The organism is Citrobacter sp. RHBSTW-00881, from assembly GCF_013728515.1.
Classification (GTDB): domain Bacteria; phylum Pseudomonadota; class Gammaproteobacteria; order Enterobacterales; family Enterobacteriaceae; genus Citrobacter; species Citrobacter braakii.
Genome location: NZ_CP056269.1, coordinates 4085369 through 4109671, shown reverse-complemented (window position 1 = coordinate 4109671; position 24303 = coordinate 4085369). Strand labels below are relative to the sequence as shown.

Genomic DNA, 24303 nt, shown 5'->3' with positions numbered 1-24303 from the left:
TTCTGAAAGGTGAAAGCCGGACTGCGCGAACAGTACCGGCCTTCGATGCGAATTAACTGGATCAATTCACAGGAGTAATTATGCCTAAAGCCAATCGTTTTTACCAGGCTCAAAACCATAAAAACGTCACTCGTGAGCGATTCATCCGTTCGGTTAATCCGGAGGTGGCCGAGAAGATGCGCGCCATCCTCGAAGAACTGAAACGCAAGGAGAGTGACCGTGGATAACCTCGCAAAAGTAATACCATTCAGACCGTCTGTATCGGTCGTGGAGCGTCAGGTGGCAGATATTGATGATGGGTATACCCGCATCGCTAACGAGCTGCTGGAAGCGGTTATGGCTGCCGATTTAACGGCGCGCCAGCTTAAAGTCGTTCTGGCGATCATTCGAAAAACCTACGGGTTCGGAAAAAAGTTTGACCGCATCACTAATACCCAGATTGAAGCGATGACCGGAATTCATCACACGCATGTTTGCAAGGCTAAAAACGAGATGATTTCTATGAACATCATCATCAGAAGTGGCCTGTCAATTGGTGTGAACAAGTGCATTTCTGACTGGAATTTCAGCATTAGCCAATATGGCAAATCATTAGCCAAAACAGCTAAAGAAACATTAGCTAACTCAGCTAATACCCATAAGCCAATTCAGCTAAACACAAAAGAAACTATTCAAAAGAAAGAAAGAAAAGATCCCCCTAAATCCCCCAAGGGGGAATGTGGCGGGCTGGAAGAAAAACAGGTCTCACAGAAAAAAACGGGTATCGACTACCAGGCTGTGATGGCTGCATACAACACCACCCTGGGAGACCGACTTCCGAAGGCAGAATCCCTTAACGAAAAACGCCGTCGCGGTATCAAGCGTCTGATGTCCGAACTTAAAGAGCCCACAGTTGAAGCTGTAGAAAACTATTTTTCAGCTTTTTCCCGTGCTGCAAAGCCGTTTTATTTCGGTGAAAACGACTCGGGTTGGCGCGCAAGCTTCGATTACCTGTTGCGTTCTGACACGCTGATCAAAACTCGGGAGGGGTCATTGTGAGCGCAGAGATCCTGACCATACCGCACAACCTGGAAGCTGAGCAAAGTGTTATCGGTGGCCTGCTGCTGGACGACGACAACAGCGAAAGAACCCAAAAAGTCCTGTCCATCCTGAAACCAGAGTCATTTTACATCCGCGCCCACCAGGTGCTGTTTGCCGAAATGCGCCAGATGTACCGGGACAACAAACCGGTAGACGGTCTGACACTGTTCGACGCACTGGAGAGCAAAGGAATTACAGAGCAGGTCGGCGGCTTTGCGTACCTGGCTGAAATATCCAAAAACACGCCCAGCGCCGCCAACATCGTCGCCTACGCCATGTCTGTGCGTGAAGCCGCTATGGAACGTTTCGCTATACAGCGTCTCTCGGAGGCAGTGGAAATGCTGTATTCCCGCAACGGCATGACGGCTGCGCAGAAATACGAAGCTATCCAGGCGATATCTTCGCAACTGACAGACCATGCCCGCAACGGTTCACGTCGCGGCGCCCGCCCTCTGATGGACGTCATGGAAGACTGGCTGGACGAACTGGAGGGGCGCTTTGACCCTAACAGCCGATCCCGTGGGCTTTCTACCGGGATCCCCTCACTTGATGCACTGTTGCAGCCAAAAGGGCTTGTACGCGGATCCCTGCTGGTTATTGGTGCTCGCCCGAAGATGGGGAAAACCACGTTTTACAGCCAACTGGCCATCAACTGCGCGCTGCATGAAAACCTGCCGGCCGTCATGTTCAGTCTGGAAATGCCGGACAAGCAAATCTTCGAACGCATGGTAGGGCAGTTGTCAGGCGTTAACACCGACATTTTCTACCGTGGCGCCGACGATGAGTCCGAGTTTTCCCACGCCAACGCCCGGGCATTGCAGATGGCTGAAAGCGGAAATTTCTTTATCGATGACACGCCTGGCATCTCGTTCCAGCACATCCAGTCAGAAGCCCGGCGCATTAAGCGCGAAAAGGGCCGCGTCGGAATGGTACTGGTCGATTACCTGACGCTTATGACCGCTGAAAAAGCCGATCGTAACGACCTGGCCTACGGGCTGATCACCAAGGGGCTTAAGAACCTGGCTAAAGAGTTGGATTGCGTCGTTGTCCTGTTGACGCAGTTAAACCGCGATCTGGAAAAACGCACCAACAAACGCCCGCTGCCGAGCGACTCCCGCGACACAGGACAAATCGAACAGGACTGCGATTACTGGATCGGTATTTACCGCGGCGGCGCCTATGACGAAACCGCTAACCAGAGCGAAACGGAGTTGCTGTTACGCCTTAACCGGCACGGGCAAAGCGGCGTTATTCACTGCGAACAACGCAACGGTTCAATCTACGACTGCGACCAGGAGACGGCGCGCCGCCGCACCCAGGAACGCGAAGAAAAACCGAATAAACGAGGTGGCTTCTGATGAAACAGGTAACGATGGAAAGCGTAAAGCAGCGCATCAATGAACTGACTTCCACAGGCATTGTGTCGCTGCGTGGTGATTTTGAGCTTGCCTGCCTGCGCGAGCTGGTAGCAGTGACTGAGCAGCGCGACGCATTGGTGGCTGAGAATGCAAATATATTGGCGCCGATGCATGAACAATCTGGATGCTTTAACGCAGCCATTGCCGAAGGATTCCATGAAGCAGTAATGCAGTCTGGTATTGAGAATCTGATAGATGTTTATCAGCGTCGCTTACAGCCAGCAATCCAATGCATTCCGCCAACCCCCACTACCGACGCCGCAATCGCAGCGCTGAGAGCGGAAGGGGTGGCGATGTTCGCAGCGGAAATGTCGGCTGAGCATAAAAAATTACAGTCTGGAGGTTATTTCGACAGGCAGGTTTTGATTTACGCGAAAGTGTCAGACATGGCGGAATCATTCGCCCGCCAGCTTCGCGAGAGCAAAGGGGAGGTGCAATCGTGAGCGACGAACTGAAAGTTATTGCAGTGGTTCAGATTAACAACGATGAAGCTTTGGTGTTAAACCGACCACTCAATTTTATCTACGAAGAGATTGGAAGAGATTTAATCGGCATCGATGGTCCATTTAAACGACCGCTGCTGTATTCGCCAGCAGGTGGATATTTCAAGGCATTTGCCGGTAGTGAGATGACACTAAATATGCGGGATGGAAGCCAAAGAAAAGTTAAAGACCACTGGTGGTCAGGATGCCTACCTGACCATATAAGCGTAACCGCCAATGACTTAGCATCCCTAAAAAACTGCTACGTATTTTTCGGTGGCATGGCAATTACGGCAGAGGATTTTCAGGCGCTACGTGATTCCTATACCGGATGCGTTTACCCCTACTGGGATTACGAAAAGCTGATCAAGTACGACGACATGCGGAAGGACTTATATCGCAGACTTTTTCACGAAGAAAGGCGAGTGAGGTCTCTGGTTCGTGAAGTAAAGAGATTAGCGAAATCCGGCGCAGACGAGAGCAAAGGAGCGCAGTCATGAGGGACAGAATTAGCTATCGCGATAATCACCTCCTGAGCATTCAAGTTGATGAAATAGCGTCAGCAGCACCAACTTTTTCAACAAAAAATGCAGCTATCAAAGCTGGATCAGAGTTTGGATGGAGAGCAGCAGTACGCATTGAACGCCGATTCGAAACTGTGTGGATGGTTGGGAAGAAAGAATTTCAGGATGATAACTCTGCAGGTCTTCAATTTGATGCATATCGTTTTCCGCTACTGAAATGGGTAAAAGAAAATGGCGTTGAGAAATGTCCGGTTCTTTCAGTTCGTAGATATAAGCAGGAGCTCAGAAATGACCATTAACAGCGAACAGATTCAGGCACTCAGAGCGGCGGCTGAATCGTGCGATAAGCAAGAGCCATTATCACTTGTCGTATATCACGGAAAAATGTGCCTGAGAAATAAGGGCGGCATTGTGTTTACCGTTCTTCGCGATATTTGTTTTCCTGAGTATTCAGCAGAAAACGAGAATTACGCGCGACTTGCGGAATTATGTACGCCTGATTTTATCCTCTCCCTGCTGGCAGATCGTGACGCTGATAAGGCGCTGATTGCGGAGCAGCGCGAGCACATTAGCAGTCTTGAGGAAGGTGTGAGTATGTTGCTTGCGCAATATGACCAACTGGGAGCGGCTATTGGCTGGACAACTGAAAAGGCACTCGCGGGCGAAGGCAATCAAGAACAGTACGCAGAGTCCATGGTTAAGCGCATCGCTGAACTAGAGGCCCGCACACTCACCGTTAAGTTGCCTACCAAACACAACAACTCAGGATTTGTCACTGACGGCATTTGGAACAAGGCGATCGATGAATGCTACCTGGCGTTCATTGAAGCCTGCGCCGCCGCTGGCATCACTTTAGGCGTGGGGGAGTGAAAGATGGCTACTAATGAGATTTTGACCGTAACGCACATAGGGCGTGCTGATGGTGATTACGGTTGCTATTGCCCACACTGTGGGAAGCCAATGTTTTTCAGTGAAGATGACCTAGACGATATTAGGGGATCGCAGTACCAGCATACCCGCGTAATAAACCTCAGAACAGGCGAACGTTGTGATGGATGGCTTGAGGTTTCCACTGATGCTGGCTATTCGCGGATTCTTTTCGATCAAGGTGAGGATTAGGCCATGACAGCACAATTACCGAGCAGAGAGCGCCTGGAAGAAAGAATCAGAGCTGAAATTGAACTGTTAGAAATATCGTTAAAAAATGGTGGTAGTGACAGCCCTCATAACGATGAGGAGTTACTCGAAGTATTCCGCTTAGCGCTGGCGGCGCATGAGCAAGAGCCGGTGGGATATCTTCGTCAAGGGGAAAACGAATCTAAGGGTTACGCGAATATAGTTAATCGAGCCATGCCGGAAGTCGGTTATACCATTCCTTGCTACACCCACCCCGCGCCAGTCCCTGCGGTGGCAATGCCCGCTGACCTGCATCCAGATACGAAAAAATTGGTTGCCGATTTCAGCGCTGCGCTCGCAGAGAAGCTGTATAAAGCACAACTGAAATATGGCTACTCAGATAACTGGAAGCGTGGCGATTGGTCGGAACAATGCCTGCAACACTTTCATCAGCACATTGGCAAAGGTGACCCTCGTGACGTTGCGGCTTACTGCGCGTTCATGTGGCATCACGGATGGAAAACTGAGTCTCAAGCGCCAGTCCCTGCGGTGCCGGATGAGGTGCTCTCTCGGCTTGAACATGAAGCTAACCACATTACGGAGTGGCATCACATGGATGAACATTCGTGCAAGGTAAACCGTCGTGACCTATTGACGCTGGTTAACGCCTGCCGCGCCGCCATGCTCAACGGGGGTAAATCATGAAAGACGAAACGTTGTTGCCGGATGATTTCGACTTTGACAGATTCAACGATGTCGTGTGGCTGGAAGTCATAGCAAGTAATCCGCGCATGCATTCAATCACCGCATCGACCATCGCTATGGTGGCACTGGAGCTTAACAGGCGTCTTGGTGCCGCCCTCCAGTCCGGTAATTCAGCGCAACCTGTAACGGTGCCTGCCGGGTATGTGCTGGTCCCGGTTGAGCCGACGCCGGAAATGATAGAAGCGTACAGGAATGCGCTTTATTCAGGTGAGCCAATTGTATCGAGCACAGAGTTGTATAAAGCAATGCTCGCCGCAGCGCCAAAAGCACCTGATGGCTGGATTCCGGTAAGCGAGCGGATGCCTATGCAGCCCCTGGAATTCGATGCTATGGGAACTCTGCGATTTAAAGAAAACGCCATTGTCAGAAAAATGCTGGATTACTCAAGGGAGCATGGTTACGGGCTAAATGAGATGGCTTTGGAAGACTTTACTCCAGATGACCGCATGCAGCTTATGCAACTTATCGGATACAGCCTGAGTGGTTACGGTGAATTATCTTTTGTATCTGATGAGTCTTATAACAGAGCGGAAGCCGCAGCGCCGAAGGTGAAGCCATGAGCCACATCCGACATATCATCAAATACGACTGGAAGGACGGCGTAAAGCTACCACGCTGCGAGATTCAGTTGTGGTGCGGCCACAAACCCGGTTACGGCGAATGGCTGTTCCAGGATGCACAGCACGCGCTACTCAGTATCGAGCAAGGTTCTTTGCAGGTTCCGTGCAAGAAGTGCCTGGCAGCAATCATCAAAACGGCGAAGGGGGTGTGAGGTGATTCAGCATGCATTCTACAATGGCGGTTTCTGGATCCGTATTTTCGGTTACGGAATGTCTGTCATAAATCGTGATAAATTTCCCGCCCCGTTTTCCGTACGCAATGGCTACATTAAAGAGCTTCGCGTCGGAAAATACGGAATCAAGATGCTCAGCAGAGATAAACGCGATGCCTAGCAAACTCAAACAGCGCCGTATGCGCCGACTCCGTGACGATGTAGCCTGGTGGATGGCAGAAGCGCGGGAATGGAAACAGATTGCGCTGGAGCATGCCGATAAGCTGGCAGAGATGCAGCGACAAATGGCCGGACACCAGAAACAATAATCCCCAATTCAAGCCCCTCTCACAGGGGCTTTTTTTATGCTTCTCGCTTCGTTGATTTCCCGTCACGGTCCGTCCATAATATCCATAACGGCCTGAGAAACCGTTAACTATCTGCGCGCATTTTAGGGGACTTTGATGCGCGAACAATTTGAGAATACCTTCCTGCCGTCAACGTCATCAGATGTTGAGGGTTTTCTGCATTTTGCGTTTAACCTCTGCGGAGGTGAAGCGTGAGCCAGCAATTCCACCTTGTAAGCGAAAGCGTTAAACAAAGCGCCATAAACTACATTCGCAGCCTCCCTGTTGACTATAAGCGCCCCTTGGTGCTGGACATTAAAGAGCCATCACGCACGCTGGGGCAAAACAGGAAAATGTGGCCCCTACTGAAAGACCTGTCAGATCAGGTTATCTGGTACGGCAACCGGTACGACTCAGACGACTGGAAAGACCTCATCACCGCGCTGGTGGCGAAGACCAAAAAACAAGAGCAACGCATGGCTCCCGGCCTTGATGGTGGCGTTGTGATGTTTGGTCAGCGTACCAGCAAGATGACCGTCCGCGAGATGGTGGAAGTCATCGAGGCTATCTACTGGTTCGGCACGCAGCAGGGCGTGAAGTTTAGCGAAAAGTCCCGCCTCGAAATCGAATGGGCCAAACGCTGGGGAGAATCCCATGCATAGCCCACTCGCAAAAATCATTGAGCGATCTATCTTCCGCATTCCTGCGCGCCTGAAACGCAAGGCGGCACTTTTACCTTCCGAAATACCCACCCTTAAAGGTTACACAGCTCGCCTTGTCGATCAGAAATGGCTGCGTCTGGCAGCGAGGAGGCATCATGCGTAAGCCACCCCGTCGAAAATGCAGAGTATGCTCAGCCTGGTTTATTCCTGCTTACGACAATATCCGCTGGTGCTGCCCGGAACATGGGGCGGGATATGCGCTTCATGAGCTTGAAAAGAAAAAAGAGAGACAGCGCAAAGCGAATATCAAAAAGGAGCGTGCTGAATGGCGTGAGCGTAAGTCCGCAGTAAAACCACTCAGCCATTGGGTCAACATGACGCAGCGCGCCTACAACGACTGGCGCCGAGAATATCTCTTGTCGCTCGGCTATGGCTGTATGTCTTGTGGAACGAAAACCGCTCCAGTCTGGCACGCCGGACACTACCGGACAACAGCAACAGCCTCGCAACTCCGCTTCGACGACAATAACGTTTGGCTCCAGTGCCCATCATGTAACGTCCATAAATCAGGGAACATCGAGGCATACCGCGCTGCCCTGGTAGAAGAAATAGGCGAAGAAGGCGTGCAAAAGCTGGAGTGCAACAACGAATCACACCGTTACACCAGGGAAGAACTGGATGCGATACGCGCACAATCCAGGGCGAAACTCCGCGACCTGAAAAAGCAGGAGGCCGCATGATTTACGACCTCAAATTGCCGCATTGGGCAACGCTATTGAGCTGCCCGTTTTGTGGTGGGGGAGCGGAGCTGGTTTCTGATGGTGAAGGCGTTTATGCCGGATGCGCCAACAACGAATGCCTGATTAAGCCTATCACTGACACCTACCAGACAAAGCGTGATGCAATCCGATCCTGGAACCGGAGGCCATCTTGAAACCTGAATACATCCAGTACCAGGCCGAAAGCGTAGCGCGGGCGAAGCTGCCCGCCGTAAAGCGCCACAGCAAGCCAGTTAAAACCACTCAGCAAAAACAACCATCAGAGGCCGCCGCATGAACGAACAATACCTGCAATACGTCCGGGAAGAAATCGCGCTGGCCACTGCTGACTTTAGCGGTCGCACGAAGGGGCAATTAGTCGCGCTGGTGGAACAACTCCAGTTCACCCACGAACGGTATCCGCGAAAACGACAGTTCATTGTTGATGAGGTGACGGGAAAGAAAATCATGCTGCGTAATCCACCGGTACCGGGCAAGCAGTCGCACGCGAAAGGCACATCTATCCCCCAGGTAATTCCGGTGGAGTTTTCAACCGCAAGCTGGCGCCGTGCTATAGCGAAGCTGGAAGACGCCGAAAGTGCCTGGGTGAAATGGAACTATCTGCATGACACAGATTTCAGCCTGCAAACCGTAATCGTTCAGCATGGCTGGCAGCTATTCAGCGAGACGATTAAAGGCAGGCGCATAGCCGGGAAGACAAAAGAGAAGCTTAAGGCGCTTATCTGGCTGGCGGCGCAGGACGTCAAAGAGCAACTTTCAGGGAGAGAAACCTACCTGAATGAAGAACTGGCGGGATTTGTTGGCGTCGCTCCTGACAACTGGACACACAACTATCGCGACTACTGGCGCGCCATGCGCGGTGTATTTCTGTCTCTCGACAGGCACTCTTTGATTTCGATAGTCCGATCACGTTCTCAACAAAAATCAGCTTTTTCGCAGCAGGGTATTGCAAAAGTCAATTAAATAAGCCATATTTGAGTCTACTTTGGTATGCTGCCTTAATTGTAGATGGCGGCAAAGAACATAAAGCCTCGCATCCCGCGGGGCTTTTTATTTGCCTGTAGCTAAGTGGTAAAGCACCCAACTCATAATTGGATGATCGCTGGTTCGAATCCAGCCGGGCGAACCAAACCCAACCAGCGGGTACCTTCGGCATAATCGCCGGTTTTGCTCGACCCATATTGCCCGCCATGCAGCGGGCTTTTCTATTTTCAGGCCCCGGACAATCAACCCTCATCGTCTCGTTGTTAATTGCAGTCCGAGGGCCTGAACCTATTACGCACAGCACCCCGACTAATCGGAGGTGACGAGATGATCAAAACCATGCCTGATAAAATCTTTTCGGCGGCCACGTACTGCACGTCAGGCGGCTTGATTTGTACAGGCCTTGCGCGGGCCTATGACTGGTTTCACGGTCTGGACTGGAATTTTATTGCGCTGATAAGCGGGATCATCATTGGTGCCGCCACGTACTTCACCAATCTGTATTTCAAACGCCGCTGGACGAAAGCCTATGAGAAAGCGCTTTCTGCCGGGAAACTCGTATCGCCACCGCAGGATGATTAACCATGGCCTCAAAAACAAAACTCAGCGCCGCTGTGTTGGGGCTTGTTCTTGCTGGCGCTTCTGCCCCCACCATTCTGGATCAGTTCCTGAATGAGAAAGAGGGTAATAGCCTGACGGCTTACCGTGATGGTTCCGGGATCTGGACAATTTGCCGTGGCGCCACGCTGGTGGACGGTAAGCCAGTTCGCCAGGGTATGAAACTGACGCAGGAAAAATGCGATCAGGTCAATGCAAAAGAACGCGATGCGGCGCTGGCGTGGGTGGATAAAAACATTCATGTGAAGCTGACCGAACCGCAGAAGGCCGGGATTGCTTCGTTTTGCCCGTATAACATTGGTCCTGGCAAATGCTTCCCATCAACGTTCTACCAACGCATCAATGCTGGTGACCGTAAAGGTGCTTGTGAGGCTATTCGCTGGTGGATTAAAGACGGCGGCAAAGATTGCCGGGTACGTTCCAACAACTGCTATGGGCAGATTGAACGTCGGGATCAGGAAAGCGCGCTTGCGTGCTGGGGGATAGACCAGTGAGCGCCGAAGCGCGCGCCAGCATCATCGTATTCCTGATCCTGCTGGTGGCCGGGCTTGGCCTGTTCTTTGGTTTCCGTTATGCGAGTAACAGTAGCCGCGCTGATACCGCTGATGCCAATGTCCTGCTACAGGCTAAAGTCATTCAACAGCAGGCAACAGAAAGTCAGGCATTCAGCGCGATCGCGTCTGGTACGGTGGATGCTAATGCTGCCGTGGACGCCAGAGCAGAAACAACCGTCATCGAATACCGCGAGATACTCCGCCGTGAAAAAACGTGTGATTACCCTGTGCCTGCTTACGTTGCTGACGGGCTGCTCAACTACACGAACAGTCTACGTGCCGGGGCAATGCACACCGCTACCGCCGGAACTGACAAAGCCGGTAGTAGCGCCACTCCCTCCAGCCAATTGACGTACTGCCAGGCTGTTCTCTGGATAGAACCTCTGCTGGCTGCGATAGAGAAAGCAAACAACCAACTGGCCGCCATCAGGCAGGCCGAGCAACTCAGGCAAGGGAAAACGAAATGACGTTATTCGAAACATTACTGCTGTACTTCTCCGCTGCGACCAGTGCATTCCTGCTCATCGCTGGTGGCTGGGTCAAAATCCGTGACTGGTTCAAAGCTCACGCCGAAGCGAAAGCGCAGGAAGCCGCAGCGGCGGCAAAGGCCGAAGCCGATAAGGTTGAGGCGCTGGTGCAGGTCAGGCTGAAACAACTCCAGGCAGAAGCCGATTCAGCGCCTGACGCCACAGCAACGAGCACATCCGGCCCGGTGGTGGGATAACAAATCATCACAGCCTCGCAATCGCGGGGCTTTTTATTGCGCTTCGCATGCGCATTCCGAAGAGAGACTTTCAGTAGTGAGCCTGGGCGAGTCGTTCGCTCTTGGCGGCTTTGCCATGCGACAGGCTCACACCTAAAAGGTAACCAATATGAAATTAATTAAATGCTGGCATGTGAAACTTTACCGCAACCTCAGCACAAGCATTTTTTCAGAGCCGATGGAAAAACTTATCCTTGAAGGATATTCAAGTGATATTCCTGTTCTGGAATATAAAGAAACCAGCCTGCTTAAGTTGTTTACCAAACCCAATGAACTGGAAGTAAAAACGATTCGCACATGTGCCATCGACAGCATGGTGTGTACGCCGGTTTATGAAGAAGATGAGCCTCTTGAAACCGAAATCGACAGTAACAAGCACGTGCTTAAAAGCAATTACTTTATGATTGAGATCCAGGTTCCTACAGCGGGAGACCTGAACAAAATCTTTGCCGAGGTTTGCAGAAGCGTTTCTTCTCTCACCCCGTCTCACAATACTTTCCATGTGGTTTTTGAAGAGACGTTGAAGCGGGTTCGTGATTCAGTTTCAGCATCAATAACAACTCACCCTGAGATTTTTCATATCACTCATGCAATGAGTGGCAAGCGGATCACGCCCGTAGAAAAATCTGAATAGGCATTACAGGAGCCCTTCACCGAGGGGCTTCGATAATGTCAATCGCAGGTGATTCAACATGGCAAAACCGGACTGGGGAGCACTGCAAGACCAGTTCCTCGCCGAGCATTATAAATCCGGTATTTCCCCCAAAGACTGGTGTGAAGCGCAGGGACTGAATTACGCCACTGCTAAGCGCTATATCAAAGTTACGAATTACGGTGCGAATTCGCAAAAAAGCAGTGCGAAAAAAAGTGCGAATTCGCAGAAGGGGAAATACAAGGCCAGTAAAACCGGGAAGGGTGAAAAGAATCCCCGTGACGCGGGCAGCACTGAAATTTCTCCACAAACGAAACCTATTCGCGGATCGCGCCACGCGCCGCCAATAAAACCCTTTCAGCCCGGCAATCAGCACGCGCTCAAACACGGCGGCTACGGTCGTCGGATGCTGCTCTCTGACGCAATCACCGAAGACGCCCAGATGCTCACGCTCGACGATGAGCTTTTCTGGCTGCGCGCGGCGAACCTGACGGCGGCTGAGAGTATCGGGCGCTGGAAGGAAGAGGCTGAGGGCATGACCACCCAAGAGGCAAAGGATTTACACATCCTCATATCTTCCGCCGAGAAAGCCATGCACCGCAACACGGCCCGCATCGAGTCCCTGGAATACACCAAGGGCAATATCGTCAAGATGCAGATTGAGGCGGCGTATCGCGAGGCGGCAACTGAAAAAGTTGAGCTTGAGATAGGCGTGATGAAAGACGGGGATCGGGATAACGCGATCGTCGTGCATAACGCACTGCCAATACCGGGAAGATAACCATGGCTGACATTTACCTGCCTACGCTGCACGACGGGCAGTTAAAGGTCTGGTCTGACTCCTGGAATGACCAGTTGCACGCGGTCCGCTGTGGTCGCCGCTGGGGTAAAACTTTCATGCTGTCCAGCGCTGCGGTAACGTATGCCACCGCGCAGTTTAAACGCCCGGGTATGGATATCTCGCTTGGTGGCCGCGTCGGCATCTTCACTGCTGAATACCGTCAGTACCAGGAGATTTACGACAAGCTCGAAGAAATCCTGTTGCCGCTGAAAAAGAGCTTTAGCCGACAGGAAAAGCGTCTGCTGCTGAAAAACGGCGGCAAGATTGATTTCTGGGTCACCAACGACAACAAACTGGCAGGGCGTGGCCGTGAATACGAAATCATCCTTATCGATGAGGCCGCTTTCACCAAATCACCGGAGATGCTGAAGGAGATATGGCCCAAGTCGATTAAGCCAACTCTGCTGACAACGAAAGGCCGGGCTTACGTCTTTTCGACACCCGACGGCGTGGACGAGGAGAACTTTTTCTACGCCATCTGCAACAACAAGTCGCTGGGTTTTATTGAGCACCACGCGCCGACGTCATCCAACCCGTTCGTACCGCCGGAAGAGCTTGAGCGCGAAAGGCAGAATAACGATCCGCGCGTGTTCCGTCAGGAGTTTCTTGCCGAGTTCGTCGACTGGTCCGCGGCATCACTTTTCGACGTCCGCAAATGGTTTGAGGGTGAGAATCAGGATCAGCCTGTCGATTACCCTGAAATGTGCCAGGCCGTCTTTGCTGTCATGGATACCGCCGTCAAAGGTGGTTCAGAACATGATGGTACGGCGGTGGTGTATTACGCCGTCGACACCCGGCCCGGCATTCAGCGCCTCACCATTCTGGACTGGGACGTCGTGCAGATTGACGGCGCGCTGCTGGAAACGTGGATGCCGTCGGTATTTGACCGCCTCAACGAGCTTTCCGGCCAGTGCGTTGCCATCAACGGCAGCCTGGGCGTGTTCATCGAGGACGCCAGCATGGGCAGCATCCTCCTGCAGAAAGGTGAAAGCCTGGGATGGCCGGTCAACAAAATTGAGTCCGCCCTGACCAGCAAAGGAAAGGACGAGCGCGCCATTATGGCCTCCGGTTATCACTACCGCGGGCTGGCGAAAATTTCCCGACACGCCTACGAGAAGACAGCCGTCTTTAAGGGCGAGACAGCAAACCATCTGCACAAGCAGGTTTCCCGATTCCACCTTGCCGACAAGAAAGCGCATAAGCGCGCCGACGACCTGCTCGATGATTACACCTACGGGCTGATCATCGCCTTCGGCAGCGGCGACGCAATCTGACGAGAGAACCAATGAACGAAGACGATTTCGAAATCGGCAGCTGCTCTCACTCAGAGTTGATGGCATTGCTGGACAGCGACGACATCCAGCCAGGTTCCACGGCTGGCTATCAGACCTGCAAAACGGTTTACCTCTACCACCCGCTGGGCGGCAAGATGGTGGATCGCCCGATCAAAATGGCGATGAATGAGCCGCGCACCGTACATGTTGCCCAGTCCTATGGGCTTGAACAGCGCCTGCGCGACGCGTTCGAGCGCGAATGGAAAGCGATGGGTGCGAACCAGCACATCGCCAACGCCGCGCGCATCGCCCGAATTTACGGCGTATCAGCGATCGCCATGCTGGTGGATAACCAGGAGCCGAACGAATCGCTGGACTACCGCACGCTGTACAAGCACAACGTCAGCTTTAACATCCTGGACCCGCTGAACACCGCCGGCAGTATCGTGCTGAATCAGGACCCGAACGCCCAGGACTTCCAGAAAGTCGATGGCATCCGGGTGGCGGGCAAGCCGTATCACAAATCTCGCTGTGTCGTCGTGCAGAACGAGGATCCGATTTACCTCGCGTACAACCCCGCGGCATTCGGATTCACGGGCCGCAGCGTGTACCAGCGCGCGCTCTATCCTCTGAAGTCTTTCATCCAGACCATGCGCACCGACGATATGGTAGCGGTGAAGGGCGGCCTGCTGGTGACGAAAATCAAGGGGCCAAGCTCCGTCGTCAACAACATGATGCAGAAGCTCAGCGGCATAAAACGCATGATGCTGAAGCGCGGGAAGACGGGGGAGGTTCTCCAGATCGGCGAGAACGACAACATCGAGTCAATCGACCTGAGCAACCTGGAAAAGCCTCTCGACTCTGCGCGTAAGCACATCCTGGAGAACATTGCCGCCGCCGCCGACATGCCAGCGATCATCCTCAACTCTGAGACATTCGCCCAGGGTTTTGGTGAAGGCACTGAAGATGCCCGCGCCGTGGCGGTGTACATAGACAACATCCGCGAGTGGCTGGACCAGCTTTACGCTTTCTTCATTCGAGTGTGCCAGTACCGCGCCTGGAGCATTGAGTTCTTCCAGTCGTTGCGTGCTGACTTCCCGGAGCTGAAAAACACCTACAGCGTGTATTTCGCGAGTTGGATAAACAACTTCGAATATCGCTGGCCGTCCTCCCTGAAAGAGCCGGAAAGCGAGAAGGTGAAGGTCGACGAGACGCGCTTTAAGGCGATCGTCAGCATGCTGGAAGTGGTGCTTCCGCAGCTTACTGCTGACCCGGAAAACCGGGCGACGCTGATCGAGTGGGCGTGCGAAAACGCCAATGCCAACGAGAACCTCTTCCCTCAGCGGCTTAATCTCGATTACGACTCGCTGAAGGAAAACCAACCGCCGGAGCCGCCGAAAGCTGAAGAGCCGGGCGGCGGGATGATGCTATGAGCAAATTCTCCAGAACAGTAAGGGAGGCGGTTAAATTCTTCTTGCGCAATGGCTATACCTCGAGAGAGGAGCTGGAGCGATGGCAGGGAATTATTCGCCAAGCGGCAGAAAGCGAAACCCATGATGACTACATATCAAGGGTGTCGGACAAGCTTAGATCAACCTATGAGATGCAGGTTAACAGGGCTAAGGCTCAGGATCGGCATCCAGGGTTGTCTCGCTTTACTCTGAATTACATGGAGCCGAAGTTAAGAAGCGAGCTTGATAGACGCATCCTGGCTAGCGCCGACTTAATTAAGTTAAACCGCACAGGAGCGATAAACAAAACAGTCCAGAGATTTAGTGGGTGGGCTACCAGCATCCCTGTGCAGGATTACGTTGGAGGTGGACTGTCGCCATCCTCCAAAAGCGGGGTTAATTACAACTGTGATCACATTCAGAAAAGCGCCTTGCAAATTGATTTTGAAGCGCGCCGGGTGATGATTGATCAGAACCATAAACTCATTGCAAACATCGACAACATCATAGCTGCCAGTAATAACGCCATAGCTGCCGAGTGGCATAGTCACTGGCGGCAAGCGGGTTATGACTACAGGGAAGATCACAAAGAGCGCGATAAGGTGGTCTATCTCATCCGCGGTAACTGGGCGCAAAAAAACGGTTACGTGAAGGTGGGGCCTTCCGGGTACCTTGATGAAATTACGCAGCCCGGTGAAGAGGTTTTTTGCCGGTGTTACGTAACCTATCTGTACAACCTCCGGAGTATTCCTGAACACATGCTGACCCAGAAGGGGCAGAAGTTCATGGCGTCTATGAAATAAGCATAGGAGCATTAAAACGTGGCTATTTTTGGCAGCGGGATAATGTTCCGTCAGGGGAAGTTCGTCTTCCTGATCCAGCGCTCGGATGATGGCACGTGGTGCCAGCCTGGCGGCACGGTAGAGCCTGGCGAACTGGCTATTGATGCCGCACTCCGTGAGGTGCTGGAAGAGGTTGGTTATCAGTACGATGGCCAGCTCACTCCACACAGCGTATACGGCGATTATCTGACGTTTCGCGCTGAGGTGCCGGAGAGGTTCGAGGCGAAGCTTAACGACGAATCGCTGGCCGCCGGATGGTTCCACATTGACGATCTGCCCAAGCCGCTTCATCAGCCCTTCGCTGAGATGCTGGCGCAGCAGGCGCTCAATGAGACCGAAGTGGCCGCGCTCATCGCTGACGGGACGCTAAGCAGCCCGCAATATTTTTACAACATGTGGATGTTCGCCATCAGGGTAACCGGAACGGGGGTTACCTGGCGCTCTGCAGATCAGGAGATGACATTCCGTAACCCGGACGATTATCTCACCCCCGAATTTCTCCAGCGGGTAGCCGGTGTACCACTTATCTGGCTTCACCCAAAAAAAAGAACACTTGATAGCAACGAGTTCGCAAAGCGCGTTATTGGCACCCTGACAAATGCTTGGGTAGCCGATAAGGGCGAAGTGTGGGCTGTTGCGCGCGTGTACGACGCCGAAGCTGCTGAAATTATGGCAACAAGGCAATTAAGCACCTCGCCAACTGTGAAGTTCTCAGAGGTAGCTCAATCAATCAATGTCGACGGTCAGCCTCTACTGGTGGAGCCATCCCCCGAGCTGCTCGACCACGTTGCAATTTGTGAACAGGGCGTATGGGACAAGCTCCTTGCCCCTACTGGTGTTAAATCTGATTCCATTCCAAACGAGGCTGAAAAGATGGACGAGGAAAAAATCGTAGCGCTAATCAATAAGGCGATTGACGCACGCATGGCTAAGGCTGACTCAGAAGAAGCAGACCGTAAAGCCAAGGCCGATGCCGAAGAAGCAGCCAAGAAAGAAAAGGCTGATGCTGAGGCAAAAGAGGCCGAAGAGGCGAAAGCCAAAGCTGACGCGGAAGAGAAAGCCGCGAAAGAAAAAGCAGACGCAGAAGCCAAAGAGAAGGCCGACGCGGAAGAGGCAGAACGTATGGCGAAAGAAAAGGCTGATTCTGAACTGCGTCAGCAGATCGCCGACCTGCGCTCCCGCATCCCAACCGAGTTGAGCGATGAAGAGCGCAACGAAGTCGCCGATGCACAGGTTAAGGCCGATAGCGTGTTTTCCTGCTTCGGCAAGCGCGCTCCGGTGCCACTGTCTGGTGAAAAGCCGCTGGCATATCGCCGCCGCCTGATGATCCAGTTGCAGGAGCATTCGCCTGACTTCAAATCCGTCGACCTGTCCTCCATCGCTGACTCAGCGCTGCTGAGCGTGGCAGAGAAGACGATCTACGCAGACGCGCAGAAATCGGCAAGCCTGTCTGTTGGCCCTGGCATGCTGCGCGAAATCAAACGCGCTGATGCGACCGGTCGCCAGATCAGCACCTTCGAAGGCGATCCTGCTGCCACCTGGGCTCCGTTCCAGTCCGGCAAGCGTCAGGTCACCAGTTTCAACAACCAGGCTTAACGGGAGCTCTCAAGCATGGCTACTTTATCTCTTAACCCGATGGCAACCACGAATGCGCTGGGCTCCTTCGGTGTGCAGTCAGACGGTTATATTCAGGGCGTGGCGCTCGATGACCCGGCCAACCGCTTTAACCTGGCGGCTGGCACTGTGGCGGCAACGGAAACCAAACCTCTCTGGGGCGGTCTGCCGGTTGCTGAGCTTCTGCCTGGTACCAGTTCAAGCCCGCGCGGGTCATTCATCCGTCGAGCTGTGTCTGTTGCTGAACTGGAAGGCTTCACCGTCTTCAATCAGGCTCACAACGGCCTGACCACTCCGCAGTCGCCGGTCCCGCTGTACGCCTCCGGCATGAGTGTTTCGTACTACCGACTTGGCTCTAACATGCGCGTGCCGCTGAAAGCCTCTGCGCAGGTTGTTGCGCTGGGAACCAATGGTGCTTCAGTGAAAACTCCGCTGGCCTGGGACTTCGTGAACAACCAGATCACCACCGCGGCGGCAGCCGGTTTTGCTGGTTCTGATATTGCGACAACTGCTGTGACCTATGCCAATGGCGTGGCGACAGCAGTAACCGCTTCAGCTCATGGCCTGACTGCTGGACAGTACGTAAAAATCAGTGGCGTCGCTCCTGCAGCGTACAACGGCACTGTGGTCGTGCTGTCAGTCGTGAACGCAACAACCTTCACCTATGCACCGGCAACTGCACCAGGCGGCGCTGCAACCACGCCGGGCACCATCGGCGCAGTTACGCTTTCCGACATCACGCTGCCGGTAAAAGTGCTCGCCATCGAATCAGGCAACTCCAAGACTGTCAGCTATGACAGCGCGACTGGTTTCCTGACCTGGAACAACACCGACAGCTGCGCGCTGGTCTTACTTTAATCGGGAGCTGAATTAAATGGCTGCAATTACCCCCAGCTACACCATCGTCAATCCGTCGTACATCGCGCCGGAGATGATCATTGGTTACCAGCAGGCGTCAGGTGCGTTTGAAACCATCGCCAGCGGTAACCCGCAAGTCCGTCTCGGCGTAGGAGATCAGTACGTCTACATGCGCCGCCTGGATATTCGCACCCAGACCACTTCCAGTCAGTCCGGTAACGGTAACCAACTGCCGAGCGTGGCGCTGGATGCGAAGATGATTTCAACCCCAACCTACCTGTTCCGCTGCCGTGGTATCTACGATCACCATGACATGGCCGCTGCCGGTAACTGGAACTTTGCACTGCCGGAAGCTCAGCGCCTGGGCATGCGTCAGGGCATTTTCCAGCAGCTGCGCTCTGCTCTGCTGTACGGCATGAACCCTGCCGGCGGTGAAGGCCTGCTGAACACCGCTGGCGCGACTACCGAGTCTTTGCCTCCGGACAGCAACAATAACACCACCGTGCTGACCTATGACCACGGCCAGATGGCGGTATATCTGCTGGGCCACGTACAGGCCGCACTGACCCGCACCATGCAGCTGGGCCGCCAGCAGCGCGTCGTTATCCTGGGGCCGCAGCGCGTTCTCGGTGCCATGGAGATTCAGCAGATCGTTCAGCTGACTTCTTACCAGCGTCCTGGTGGTGGTACTGACACCGTCGGCGGCACGGTGAAAGAAGTGCTGAAAGGCGCAAACGTCCAGGTTGACTGGGTGTATGACGATACCCTTATCGGCGCAGGCGCTGGCGGTACCGATGCGGTAGTGATCACCATCCCTGAGGTCGAAGTGCCAATGGTCAATTCGACCGTGAACACCAACGAATTTGCCAAGCTGACCCCGTCTCTTGCCGCGAACGCGCTGATGTTTACCGACATGGCCGCGCCGCGTGAGATTCCGACGCCGATCGCTGGTGGTGCCATCGATGTTCTGTCCGAAATGCGCTCCACCGCAGGCTGGGCAGTTCGTCCTGAAGCAATCACCATCCTGTCCATGGCGTACAGCGCCTGATCCATTCTTTGATCTGGTTAAGCCTCTGCCGTGGAGACTCAGCAGGGGCTTTTTTACGAGGGTAACCAATGAAACTCTATATCGCTAACACCACCAAGCAGCGCCAGATTTTCGCCTATCGCAAGCTGGAGACCGGCCGCCTTATTCAGATCCCGATTAACCACGGCGATCAGATGATGGTGCTGGATGGCTCAACTGATGAAGTTGATGCAGTGGTGCAGCATCACCAGGTTTATGGCCTGGTTGACTCGACCAAAATCGACCAGAGCCAGGCGTTTGTCGGCCTGTGCTACAGCCTGAACAAGCCTGTATCAGCGTCGGTAATCGAAAAAGCAATCCGCGATAACGATATTCACCTGACCCGTGGCGCCCACGGCCGCCGCCAGGCATCCGTAGCGGCTTTGGACAGCTCTCTGCGCGAAAGCGGTACCGGCTATTCCGGCGAGATGGAAGTCAGCGCTGAGCAAGCGAAAGGCCGCGAAGACAGCGAAGACACCCCAACGGTTAACGAAACAATCGTGACTGAAAAGTCCGGGAGCAAGAAAAAATGACAACGAGCCTGTCGGGATTTATCGAATTCGTTCGAACTGACATGGGCGTGACCGCCGCGCAGGTTCCCGACGACTCGCCGTCTTTCACCCTGGCGTATGGCGGCGCGGTTGAGTGGGTAAACCCTGATATCGCGTGCGTCACGCCGAATCTGTACACCGTTGCCGTGTACAACCTGGGCGCGTCTTTCCTTGTCAACTACGGTACCGAATCGGTATTCGCCGAGTTCAGGAAAGAGTATGGCCTGAATAATTTCAAGGCTGGCGTAATTACTGGCGCCGGGGATAACTCAACCAGCGCTCAGCGCCTGGTTCCGGACTTCTTCAAAGACCTGTCGCTGGCTGACCTGCAGATGTTGCAGGACCCGTGGGGGCGCCGGTACCTGATGATTGCCCAGCAGTTCGGCAGCCTGTGGGGGCTGTCATGATCACCTTCCACCTGGGGGTGATTGATGTCCCGTATGAGGACGAAAACACCACGACCGGAGACGTCGCCGAGTATCTGGAGGAAAAGTACCAGATCATGCAGACGTTTTTCGACAGGTACAGCAAAGACATCGCTGACCTGATGGCGAATGACATGGCCGCGTCGCTTGAAAACATGATGGCCGGCGCGCCGCCAGCCAAAGACCCTCTGGCAGAGTCGATGTCCCGGATCCATGACCTGTTTGTCGCCTTCCTCGACAATACCGAAATGAACGGATTGCCGGGCGTGCCTACGCGCCGCGCGCTGGAGGGTATATCCAAGCGATTCAAAAACAAAAAAGGGCCACCGCGTCCGTCATTCATTGATACCGGAACCTATCAGGCCGCGATGCGCGCCTGGGTAAGCGGGGTGCTGAATGCCTTCCCTGAGTGAGTTGCAGCAGACTGCAAAAACAGAGCTTAACGCCACGCTGACGCAGGGTCTTGATGACCTGAGCCGCTTTCAGGTGGTCACGTTCACGAAGTATATCCGCAAGGTGCTGCCCCTCGATGGTTTCGTCTTCTGGGTGAAAGCCTCTGTTCTGTCAGACGACCCCAGCAGCGAGCCGGATACAGTTGACGTTAAGGGCTATCTGCACCTGACGACCGAAACCATCCAGGACGATGAGCAGCTCTATGACCGGAACGTCGTGACGTTTACCGCTCAGGCGGATATCGACCCGTTCAACGATATCGGATCTGATGTCCTGTATATCGGCGAGTTCTTTGGCCTTCAGTTTTCCTTCTCCCGGCGCACCGGGCTGAATGAACCGGCCAACCTCTACCACTACACAGGGGAGGCAATCTTCCCCTACATGCGATCGCAGATCATTAACTCTGCAGATGACATCGATCTGGCTGATGTGGTGGTTTCGAGCTCATTGCCGGTATGGCTGACGCTGAGCCAGTACATGCCGATGTTCCCGGCCATGCTGTCGACGCAGAACCTGTCACCGCCGTATGCAACGGTGAAGTGCAGCAACACCGCGCCGATCGCCGGTAGCTTTTACCTCGATGAGCAGCAGAACCAGTATCAACTGGTTTCCGAGGATGTGACGATATCCATCACTGGCCTGCGTAATGCCGGGGTTGAAGATTTCCTGAGGTACGTGCAGCAGTACACGCTCGGCGATGACGCTGAAATGGGCGTGATGAATATCCCTGTTGTGCAGGATGAGCGCGTCACGCAAAACGAGTTGAACATCATCGCCCAGCGAAAGACCATCAAATTCAAAGTTAACTACTACCAGCAACGGATGCGCAACGTGGCGCGCAAGCTGGTGGCATTTTCCATACCTTCCATCAGCCCGGAGAAATAAATGTCGATCGTCAATATTAACGTGTCGGTGACTAACCCGCCGAAACCGTCGCAACTGCTCAAATCCGGTGCGCTGATTTCCGTTGGCGGCACTACGCTGAATGCAGGCGAATATCAGTTGCTGACCGCAAAAACTGATCTGGCGTCCATTCTGGCACCTGCAAAAGCTATTTCAACTATCGCCTGGGCAACCAGTACGGTAACTGTCACGCTGAGCGCTGCACATGGGTGGACTAACGGATCACAGATCCCTGTCCTCATCTCTGGCGTTGCGCCAACTGGCTATAACGGCGCGTACACTGCGACCGTAACGGGTACAAACACCTTTACCTATCAGTTGACCAGCAACCCCGGTACGGCAACCACAATGGGATCCGTAAAAACGGTGGTGGCTAACGAGATTGTTCAGATGAATAACTCGTTCTGGTCCCAGGGCACAAGCCGCGCAGTTTACGTGCTGGAGCTTGGCGCGGTTTCGAATGCTGACGCTATCGCAGCGCTAGCTGATTTCATCGCGGAAGATGTTTCGCTTGGCAATACTTATCAGAAGTTCTTTTCTTATCTGGTGCCGCGCGAGTGGGATTCCGAGGCGACATTCAAGACGCTGACTGGTCTGTATACGTCGCCATCTTCACTGGTTTACTTCTTCGTTACCACGACGATCGCAGCGTATGCTGCATGGAAAGCTACGGGTAATAAAAGCGTATTTGCAGGCGTGGAAGCCCCGGCCATTGCCACCACTGAATTTTCAATGGCTACGGCGTTCCAGTCCTCTCTGGCGAACGACCCCGGTTCTTCTAATATGGTCCCACCGATGGCGTACCGCTTCCTGTACGGCGTCACTGAATACCCGATTGAGGGCAACAGCACCCTGTTGAAAAACCTCCAGGACAACGATATCAACTACGTTGGAACGGCGGCCGAGGGAGGCCTTAGCAATAAAATGCTGGTGGCAGGCCATATGCTTGATGGCAACCCGTTTAACTACTGGTACTCGGTGGCCTGGTGCGCGATCAACCTTGAGCTGGACCTGGCTAACGAAATCATCAACGGTTCGAACACCACCGTGAACCCACTGTACTACGAGCAGGCTGGCATTGACCGCCTGCAAAACCGTGCGCTCAAAACTCTGCGTACTGGCATCAGTTACGGTCTGATTCTGGGACAGGTGATCAACGCCAAACTGACCCAGTCCGATTTCAACGCCGAGTATGAAAAAGGCACGTATGCCGGGAATGCGGTAATCAATGCGGTGCCGTTCAGCAACTACACCAGTCTGAACCCGTCCGATTATCAGGATGGCAAATACAATGGGCTCAGCGCCATCATGACCCCGCGTCGTGGCTTCGAATCCATCACCTTTAACCTCAACGTAACCAACTTTGTAGGGGCGTAAAAAATGGGCAACCCATTAGTGCCGCAGGGATTTCTTAATCGCGTCCGTGGCGCCTTGTCTGTTACAGACGTCCCGGCGCTTAACGTCACCGCATCGTACCTGGGTAAAGACGGGATCAGCATGCGGCCGGATAACGCCGCTACTGACATTATTCCGACCATGACCGGTACTGTAGGCAGCCAGACGCCGTACCAGCAGGTGACCGTGACGGTTCACCTACTGAAAACGCAAGGACTCGGGGCCAGCTATCAGCAGCGCTTCGCCACTGATACCGCACTGGGTGAGGTTGTAATCACCCCGGACGCCACGACGTTTGGCAACTTCACGCTGCTGAACTGCTACCTGCTGAACTTCAACGAACTGCCATTCAACGGTATGGATGCCGGGTATGTGGTCACCATCGGCGGCTACCTGACCACCAATGACAACATGTGGATCTAATCCGTGAAAATCGACAAAAAATTAAACCTGGTCAGCACTATCAATCGTGATGGTGCGTTACCCGTCTATCTGCATGTTCTCCCGTTCCCGTATGAAGTGGTAGAGGAGCATTGCTTCCTGCTGGGTAATCTGTTCAACAACTTCATCACTCAAATCGGCGGCATTGGCGCAGCGCGCGTGGCCGCGATGATGCTGCGCAAAAAGCTGAAAGAGCAGGGGGCATCGGAGGGTCCGGGGCTTCTTGATGAAATGCAAAGGCTGGCGTCTGTCGTCTACAACGACGGCAGCGCATGGAAAGTCATTCCGCTTGATACCGCACTGAAACAACAAATCGTCCTGCTGGACGAGTACCGGGAAGTTGAAGGGGAAATCGTTTTTTTTATGGTTTCCTCTGCCATTCAGAAACGGGAACTGATAGCACCGACGGTGGGGGCGGTGATCGGCATGTACGGTGGGCAACTCACTGTATCGAGCGTTACGGAATTCCGCGATTCCTTGCTGATATCGAATCAGGATACCGATACCCCGACCCAGAATGCCCAGCCGGAAACATCATTCATACCCTCCTAGACTGGGCATCTAATGAGGGTTTCTGGCGGGTGATCCGTGAAATCAGCGACGCGGAGTTTTCCAGCCCCGCGCAGTACCGCCAGAGATTCATCATTTCAGCGCTAAAAGACAGGGGAAGCTT

Annotated in this window: 36 protein-coding genes and 1 tRNA gene; all 37 read left to right on the top strand. The window is 53.5% G+C overall.

Features of this window, described 5'->3' with window-relative positions; translation table 11 throughout:
• The first annotated feature begins 80 nt into the window (after positions 1-80).
• Complete coding sequence (locus HV311_RS19840; protein WP_146158953.1) at positions 81-227, top strand: chorismate synthase; 147 nt, start codon at positions 81-83, stop codon at positions 225-227.
• Positions 220-1038 carry a replication protein gene (locus tag HV311_RS19835; protein WP_191220372.1) on the top strand — a complete coding sequence of 273 codons (819 nt, stop codon included), beginning with the start codon at positions 220-222 and terminating at the stop codon, positions 1036-1038. The genes HV311_RS19840 and HV311_RS19835 overlap by 8 nt, the downstream gene beginning before the upstream one ends.
• Complete coding sequence (locus tag HV311_RS19830) at positions 1035-2438, top strand: DnaB-like helicase C-terminal domain-containing protein (protein ID WP_191220371.1); 1404 nt, start codon at positions 1035-1037, stop codon at positions 2436-2438. Before HV311_RS19835 ends, HV311_RS19830 begins: the two co-directional genes overlap by 4 nt.
• Positions 2438-2941 (top strand): hypothetical protein, encoded by a 504-nt coding sequence (locus HV311_RS19825; protein WP_191220370.1) that lies wholly within the window; start codon positions 2438-2440, stop codon positions 2939-2941. The genes HV311_RS19830 and HV311_RS19825 overlap by 1 nt, the downstream gene beginning before the upstream one ends.
• Positions 2938-3480: a hypothetical protein gene (locus HV311_RS19820; protein WP_191220369.1), complete on the top strand. Its 543-nt coding sequence runs from the start codon at positions 2938-2940 to the stop codon at positions 3478-3480. Before HV311_RS19825 ends, HV311_RS19820 begins: the two co-directional genes overlap by 4 nt.
• Positions 3477-3803 carry a hypothetical protein gene (locus HV311_RS19815; protein WP_191220368.1) on the top strand — a complete coding sequence of 109 codons (327 nt, stop codon included), beginning with the start codon at positions 3477-3479 and terminating at the stop codon, positions 3801-3803. Before HV311_RS19820 ends, HV311_RS19815 begins: the two co-directional genes overlap by 4 nt.
• Positions 3793-4374, top strand: coding sequence for a hypothetical protein (locus tag HV311_RS19810; RefSeq protein WP_191220367.1), 582 nt, complete (start codon positions 3793-3795; stop codon positions 4372-4374). The genes HV311_RS19815 and HV311_RS19810 overlap by 11 nt, the downstream gene beginning before the upstream one ends.
• 252 nt (positions 4375-4626) lie before the next feature.
• Positions 4627-5325, top strand: a complete 699-nt coding sequence (locus HV311_RS28090; RefSeq protein WP_326928873.1) for a hypothetical protein — start codon at positions 4627-4629, stop codon at positions 5323-5325.
• Positions 5322-5945: a hypothetical protein gene (locus HV311_RS27880; protein WP_220131807.1), complete on the top strand. Its 624-nt coding sequence runs from the start codon at positions 5322-5324 to the stop codon at positions 5943-5945. Before HV311_RS28090 ends, HV311_RS27880 begins: the two co-directional genes overlap by 4 nt.
• Entirely contained in the window at positions 5942-6157 is a 216-nt protein-coding gene (locus HV311_RS19795) for a hypothetical protein (RefSeq protein ID WP_191220366.1), read from the top strand. The genes HV311_RS27880 and HV311_RS19795 overlap by 4 nt, the downstream gene beginning before the upstream one ends.
• A 173-nt stretch (positions 6158-6330) precedes the next feature.
• Complete coding sequence (locus HV311_RS19790) at positions 6331-6486, top strand: hypothetical protein (protein ID WP_191220365.1); 156 nt, start codon at positions 6331-6333, stop codon at positions 6484-6486.
• Between the two features lie 230 nt (positions 6487-6716).
• Positions 6717-7166 carry a recombination protein NinB gene (locus HV311_RS19785; RefSeq protein ID WP_191220364.1) on the top strand — a complete coding sequence of 150 codons (450 nt, stop codon included), beginning with the start codon at positions 6717-6719 and terminating at the stop codon, positions 7164-7166.
• A complete protein-coding gene (locus HV311_RS19780; protein ID WP_191220363.1) occupies positions 7159-7329 on the top strand; it encodes a NinE family protein in 171 nt (56 codons plus the stop codon). Before HV311_RS19785 ends, HV311_RS19780 begins: the two co-directional genes overlap by 8 nt.
• Positions 7322-7906 carry a recombination protein NinG gene (locus HV311_RS19775; protein ID WP_191220362.1) on the top strand — a complete coding sequence of 195 codons (585 nt, stop codon included), beginning with the start codon at positions 7322-7324 and terminating at the stop codon, positions 7904-7906. The genes HV311_RS19780 and HV311_RS19775 overlap by 8 nt, the downstream gene beginning before the upstream one ends.
• Positions 7903-8100 (top strand): Lar family restriction alleviation protein, encoded by a 198-nt coding sequence (locus tag HV311_RS19770; protein ID WP_191220361.1) that lies wholly within the window; start codon positions 7903-7905, stop codon positions 8098-8100. Before HV311_RS19775 ends, HV311_RS19770 begins: the two co-directional genes overlap by 4 nt.
• Entirely contained in the window at positions 8097-8222 is a 126-nt protein-coding gene (locus HV311_RS28085; protein ID WP_326928872.1) for a hypothetical protein, read from the top strand. The genes HV311_RS19770 and HV311_RS28085 overlap by 4 nt, the downstream gene beginning before the upstream one ends.
• Positions 8219-8908 (top strand): bacteriophage antitermination protein Q, encoded by a 690-nt coding sequence (locus tag HV311_RS19765; protein ID WP_191220360.1) that lies wholly within the window; start codon positions 8219-8221, stop codon positions 8906-8908. Before HV311_RS28085 ends, HV311_RS19765 begins: the two co-directional genes overlap by 4 nt.
• Positions 8909-8999: 91 nt before the next feature.
• Positions 9000-9074 (top strand) — tRNA-Ile (locus tag HV311_RS19760).
• A gap of 194 nt (positions 9075-9268) precedes the next feature.
• Complete coding sequence (locus HV311_RS19755; protein WP_317077090.1) at positions 9269-9511, top strand: phage holin; 243 nt, start codon at positions 9269-9271, stop codon at positions 9509-9511.
• A gap of 2 nt (positions 9512-9513) precedes the next feature.
• Positions 9514-10041, top strand: a complete 528-nt coding sequence (locus HV311_RS19750) for a lysozyme (protein ID WP_191220359.1) — start codon at positions 9514-9516, stop codon at positions 10039-10041.
• The gene (locus HV311_RS19745; protein WP_191220358.1) at positions 10038-10568 is read left to right on the top strand and encodes a hypothetical protein; all 531 of its coding nucleotides are present in this window, start codon (positions 10038-10040) and stop codon (positions 10566-10568) included. Before HV311_RS19750 ends, HV311_RS19745 begins: the two co-directional genes overlap by 4 nt.
• The gene (locus HV311_RS19740) at positions 10565-10825 is read left to right on the top strand and encodes a DUF1378 family protein (RefSeq protein ID WP_191220357.1); all 261 of its coding nucleotides are present in this window, start codon (positions 10565-10567) and stop codon (positions 10823-10825) included. The genes HV311_RS19745 and HV311_RS19740 overlap by 4 nt, the downstream gene beginning before the upstream one ends.
• Before the next feature lie 148 nt (positions 10826-10973).
• The gene (locus tag HV311_RS19735) at positions 10974-11498 is read left to right on the top strand and encodes a hypothetical protein (RefSeq protein ID WP_191220356.1); all 525 of its coding nucleotides are present in this window, start codon (positions 10974-10976) and stop codon (positions 11496-11498) included.
• Positions 11499-11556: 58 nt separating this feature from the next.
• The gene (locus HV311_RS19730; protein WP_191220355.1) at positions 11557-12297 is read left to right on the top strand and encodes a hypothetical protein; all 741 of its coding nucleotides are present in this window, start codon (positions 11557-11559) and stop codon (positions 12295-12297) included.
• Between the two features lie 2 nt (positions 12298-12299).
• On the top strand, positions 12300-13631 hold the full coding sequence (locus HV311_RS19725; RefSeq protein ID WP_191220354.1) for a terminase large subunit domain-containing protein: 1332 nt from the start codon (positions 12300-12302) through the stop codon (positions 13629-13631).
• A gap of 11 nt (positions 13632-13642) precedes the next feature.
• Positions 13643-15064, top strand: coding sequence for an anti-CBASS protein Acb1 family protein (locus tag HV311_RS19720; RefSeq protein ID WP_191220353.1), 1422 nt, complete (start codon positions 13643-13645; stop codon positions 15062-15064).
• A complete protein-coding gene (locus HV311_RS19715; RefSeq protein WP_191220352.1) occupies positions 15061-15885 on the top strand; it encodes a hypothetical protein in 825 nt (274 codons plus the stop codon). The genes HV311_RS19720 and HV311_RS19715 overlap by 4 nt, the downstream gene beginning before the upstream one ends.
• Before the next feature lie 18 nt (positions 15886-15903).
• Positions 15904-17520 carry an NUDIX domain-containing protein gene (locus HV311_RS19710; RefSeq protein WP_191220351.1) on the top strand — a complete coding sequence of 539 codons (1617 nt, stop codon included), beginning with the start codon at positions 15904-15906 and terminating at the stop codon, positions 17518-17520.
• A 15-nt stretch (positions 17521-17535) separates the two neighbouring features.
• Positions 17536-18396, top strand: a complete 861-nt coding sequence (locus HV311_RS19705; protein ID WP_191220350.1) for a hypothetical protein — start codon at positions 17536-17538, stop codon at positions 18394-18396.
• Between the two features lie 16 nt (positions 18397-18412).
• Positions 18413-19444, top strand: coding sequence for a hypothetical protein (locus HV311_RS19700; RefSeq protein WP_023327266.1), 1032 nt, complete (start codon positions 18413-18415; stop codon positions 19442-19444).
• 68 nt (positions 19445-19512) lie between these two features.
• On the top strand, positions 19513-19995 hold the full coding sequence (locus HV311_RS19695; RefSeq protein WP_047721640.1) for a hypothetical protein: 483 nt from the start codon (positions 19513-19515) through the stop codon (positions 19993-19995).
• The gene (locus HV311_RS19690) at positions 19992-20420 is read left to right on the top strand and encodes a hypothetical protein (protein WP_000213589.1); all 429 of its coding nucleotides are present in this window, start codon (positions 19992-19994) and stop codon (positions 20418-20420) included. The genes HV311_RS19695 and HV311_RS19690 overlap by 4 nt, the downstream gene beginning before the upstream one ends.
• Complete coding sequence (locus HV311_RS19685) at positions 20417-20851, top strand: hypothetical protein (protein ID WP_045407444.1); 435 nt, start codon at positions 20417-20419, stop codon at positions 20849-20851. The genes HV311_RS19690 and HV311_RS19685 overlap by 4 nt, the downstream gene beginning before the upstream one ends.
• On the top strand, positions 20835-21776 hold the full coding sequence (locus tag HV311_RS19680; RefSeq protein ID WP_191220349.1) for a hypothetical protein: 942 nt from the start codon (positions 20835-20837) through the stop codon (positions 21774-21776). The genes HV311_RS19685 and HV311_RS19680 overlap by 17 nt, the downstream gene beginning before the upstream one ends.
• Positions 21777-23171, top strand: a complete 1395-nt coding sequence (locus tag HV311_RS19675; RefSeq protein WP_191220348.1) for a hypothetical protein — start codon at positions 21777-21779, stop codon at positions 23169-23171.
• 3 nt (positions 23172-23174) lie between these two features.
• Positions 23175-23612, top strand: coding sequence for a hypothetical protein (locus HV311_RS19670; protein ID WP_125124050.1), 438 nt, complete (start codon positions 23175-23177; stop codon positions 23610-23612).
• Positions 23613-23615: 3 nt separating this feature from the next.
• A complete protein-coding gene (locus HV311_RS19665; RefSeq protein ID WP_191220347.1) occupies positions 23616-24182 on the top strand; it encodes a hypothetical protein in 567 nt (188 codons plus the stop codon).
• Positions 24183-24303: the final 121 nt, after the last annotated feature.

Coding starts and splice junctions, on each gene's coding strand:
- HV311_RS19795 (WP_191220366.1), top strand. CDS start 5,942: ATGAGCCACATCCGACATATCATCAAATACGACTGGAAGGACGGCGTA.
- HV311_RS19825 (WP_191220370.1), top strand. CDS start 2,438: ATGAAACAGGTAACGATGGAAAGCGTAAAGCAGCGCATCAATGAACTG.
- HV311_RS19740 (WP_191220357.1), top strand. CDS start 10,565: ATGACGTTATTCGAAACATTACTGCTGTACTTCTCCGCTGCGACCAGT.
- HV311_RS19705 (WP_191220350.1), top strand. CDS start 17,536: ATGGCTACTTTATCTCTTAACCCGATGGCAACCACGAATGCGCTGGGC.
- HV311_RS19675 (WP_191220348.1), top strand. CDS start 21,777: ATGTCGATCGTCAATATTAACGTGTCGGTGACTAACCCGCCGAAACCG.
- HV311_RS19750 (WP_191220359.1), top strand. CDS start 9,514: ATGGCCTCAAAAACAAAACTCAGCGCCGCTGTGTTGGGGCTTGTTCTT.
- HV311_RS19790 (WP_191220365.1), top strand. CDS start 6,331: ATGCCTAGCAAACTCAAACAGCGCCGTATGCGCCGACTCCGTGACGAT.
- HV311_RS19690 (WP_000213589.1), top strand. CDS start 19,992: ATGACAACGAGCCTGTCGGGATTTATCGAATTCGTTCGAACTGACATG.
- HV311_RS28090 (WP_326928873.1), top strand. CDS start 4,627: ATGACAGCACAATTACCGAGCAGAGAGCGCCTGGAAGAAAGAATCAGA.
- HV311_RS27880 (WP_220131807.1), top strand. CDS start 5,322: ATGAAAGACGAAACGTTGTTGCCGGATGATTTCGACTTTGACAGATTC.
- HV311_RS19715 (WP_191220352.1), top strand. CDS start 15,061: ATGAGCAAATTCTCCAGAACAGTAAGGGAGGCGGTTAAATTCTTCTTG.
- HV311_RS19775 (WP_191220362.1), top strand. CDS start 7,322: ATGCGTAAGCCACCCCGTCGAAAATGCAGAGTATGCTCAGCCTGGTTT.
- HV311_RS19810 (WP_191220367.1), top strand. CDS start 3,793: ATGACCATTAACAGCGAACAGATTCAGGCACTCAGAGCGGCGGCTGAA.
- HV311_RS19770 (WP_191220361.1), top strand. CDS start 7,903: ATGATTTACGACCTCAAATTGCCGCATTGGGCAACGCTATTGAGCTGC.
- HV311_RS19730 (WP_191220355.1), top strand. CDS start 11,557: ATGGCAAAACCGGACTGGGGAGCACTGCAAGACCAGTTCCTCGCCGAG.
- HV311_RS19840 (WP_146158953.1), top strand. CDS start 81: ATGCCTAAAGCCAATCGTTTTTACCAGGCTCAAAACCATAAAAACGTC.
- HV311_RS19685 (WP_045407444.1), top strand. CDS start 20,417: ATGATCACCTTCCACCTGGGGGTGATTGATGTCCCGTATGAGGACGAA.
- HV311_RS19695 (WP_047721640.1), top strand. CDS start 19,513: ATGAAACTCTATATCGCTAACACCACCAAGCAGCGCCAGATTTTCGCC.
- HV311_RS19725 (WP_191220354.1), top strand. CDS start 12,300: ATGGCTGACATTTACCTGCCTACGCTGCACGACGGGCAGTTAAAGGTC.
- HV311_RS19680 (WP_191220349.1), top strand. CDS start 20,835: ATGCCTTCCCTGAGTGAGTTGCAGCAGACTGCAAAAACAGAGCTTAAC.
- HV311_RS19755 (WP_317077090.1), top strand. CDS start 9,269: ATGCCTGATAAAATCTTTTCGGCGGCCACGTACTGCACGTCAGGCGGC.
- HV311_RS19720 (WP_191220353.1), top strand. CDS start 13,643: ATGAACGAAGACGATTTCGAAATCGGCAGCTGCTCTCACTCAGAGTTG.
- HV311_RS19735 (WP_191220356.1), top strand. CDS start 10,974: ATGAAATTAATTAAATGCTGGCATGTGAAACTTTACCGCAACCTCAGC.
- HV311_RS19670 (WP_125124050.1), top strand. CDS start 23,175: ATGGGCAACCCATTAGTGCCGCAGGGATTTCTTAATCGCGTCCGTGGC.
- HV311_RS19765 (WP_191220360.1), top strand. CDS start 8,219: ATGAACGAACAATACCTGCAATACGTCCGGGAAGAAATCGCGCTGGCC.
- HV311_RS19780 (WP_191220363.1), top strand. CDS start 7,159: ATGCATAGCCCACTCGCAAAAATCATTGAGCGATCTATCTTCCGCATT.
- HV311_RS19700 (WP_023327266.1), top strand. CDS start 18,413: ATGGCTGCAATTACCCCCAGCTACACCATCGTCAATCCGTCGTACATC.
- HV311_RS19815 (WP_191220368.1), top strand. CDS start 3,477: ATGAGGGACAGAATTAGCTATCGCGATAATCACCTCCTGAGCATTCAA.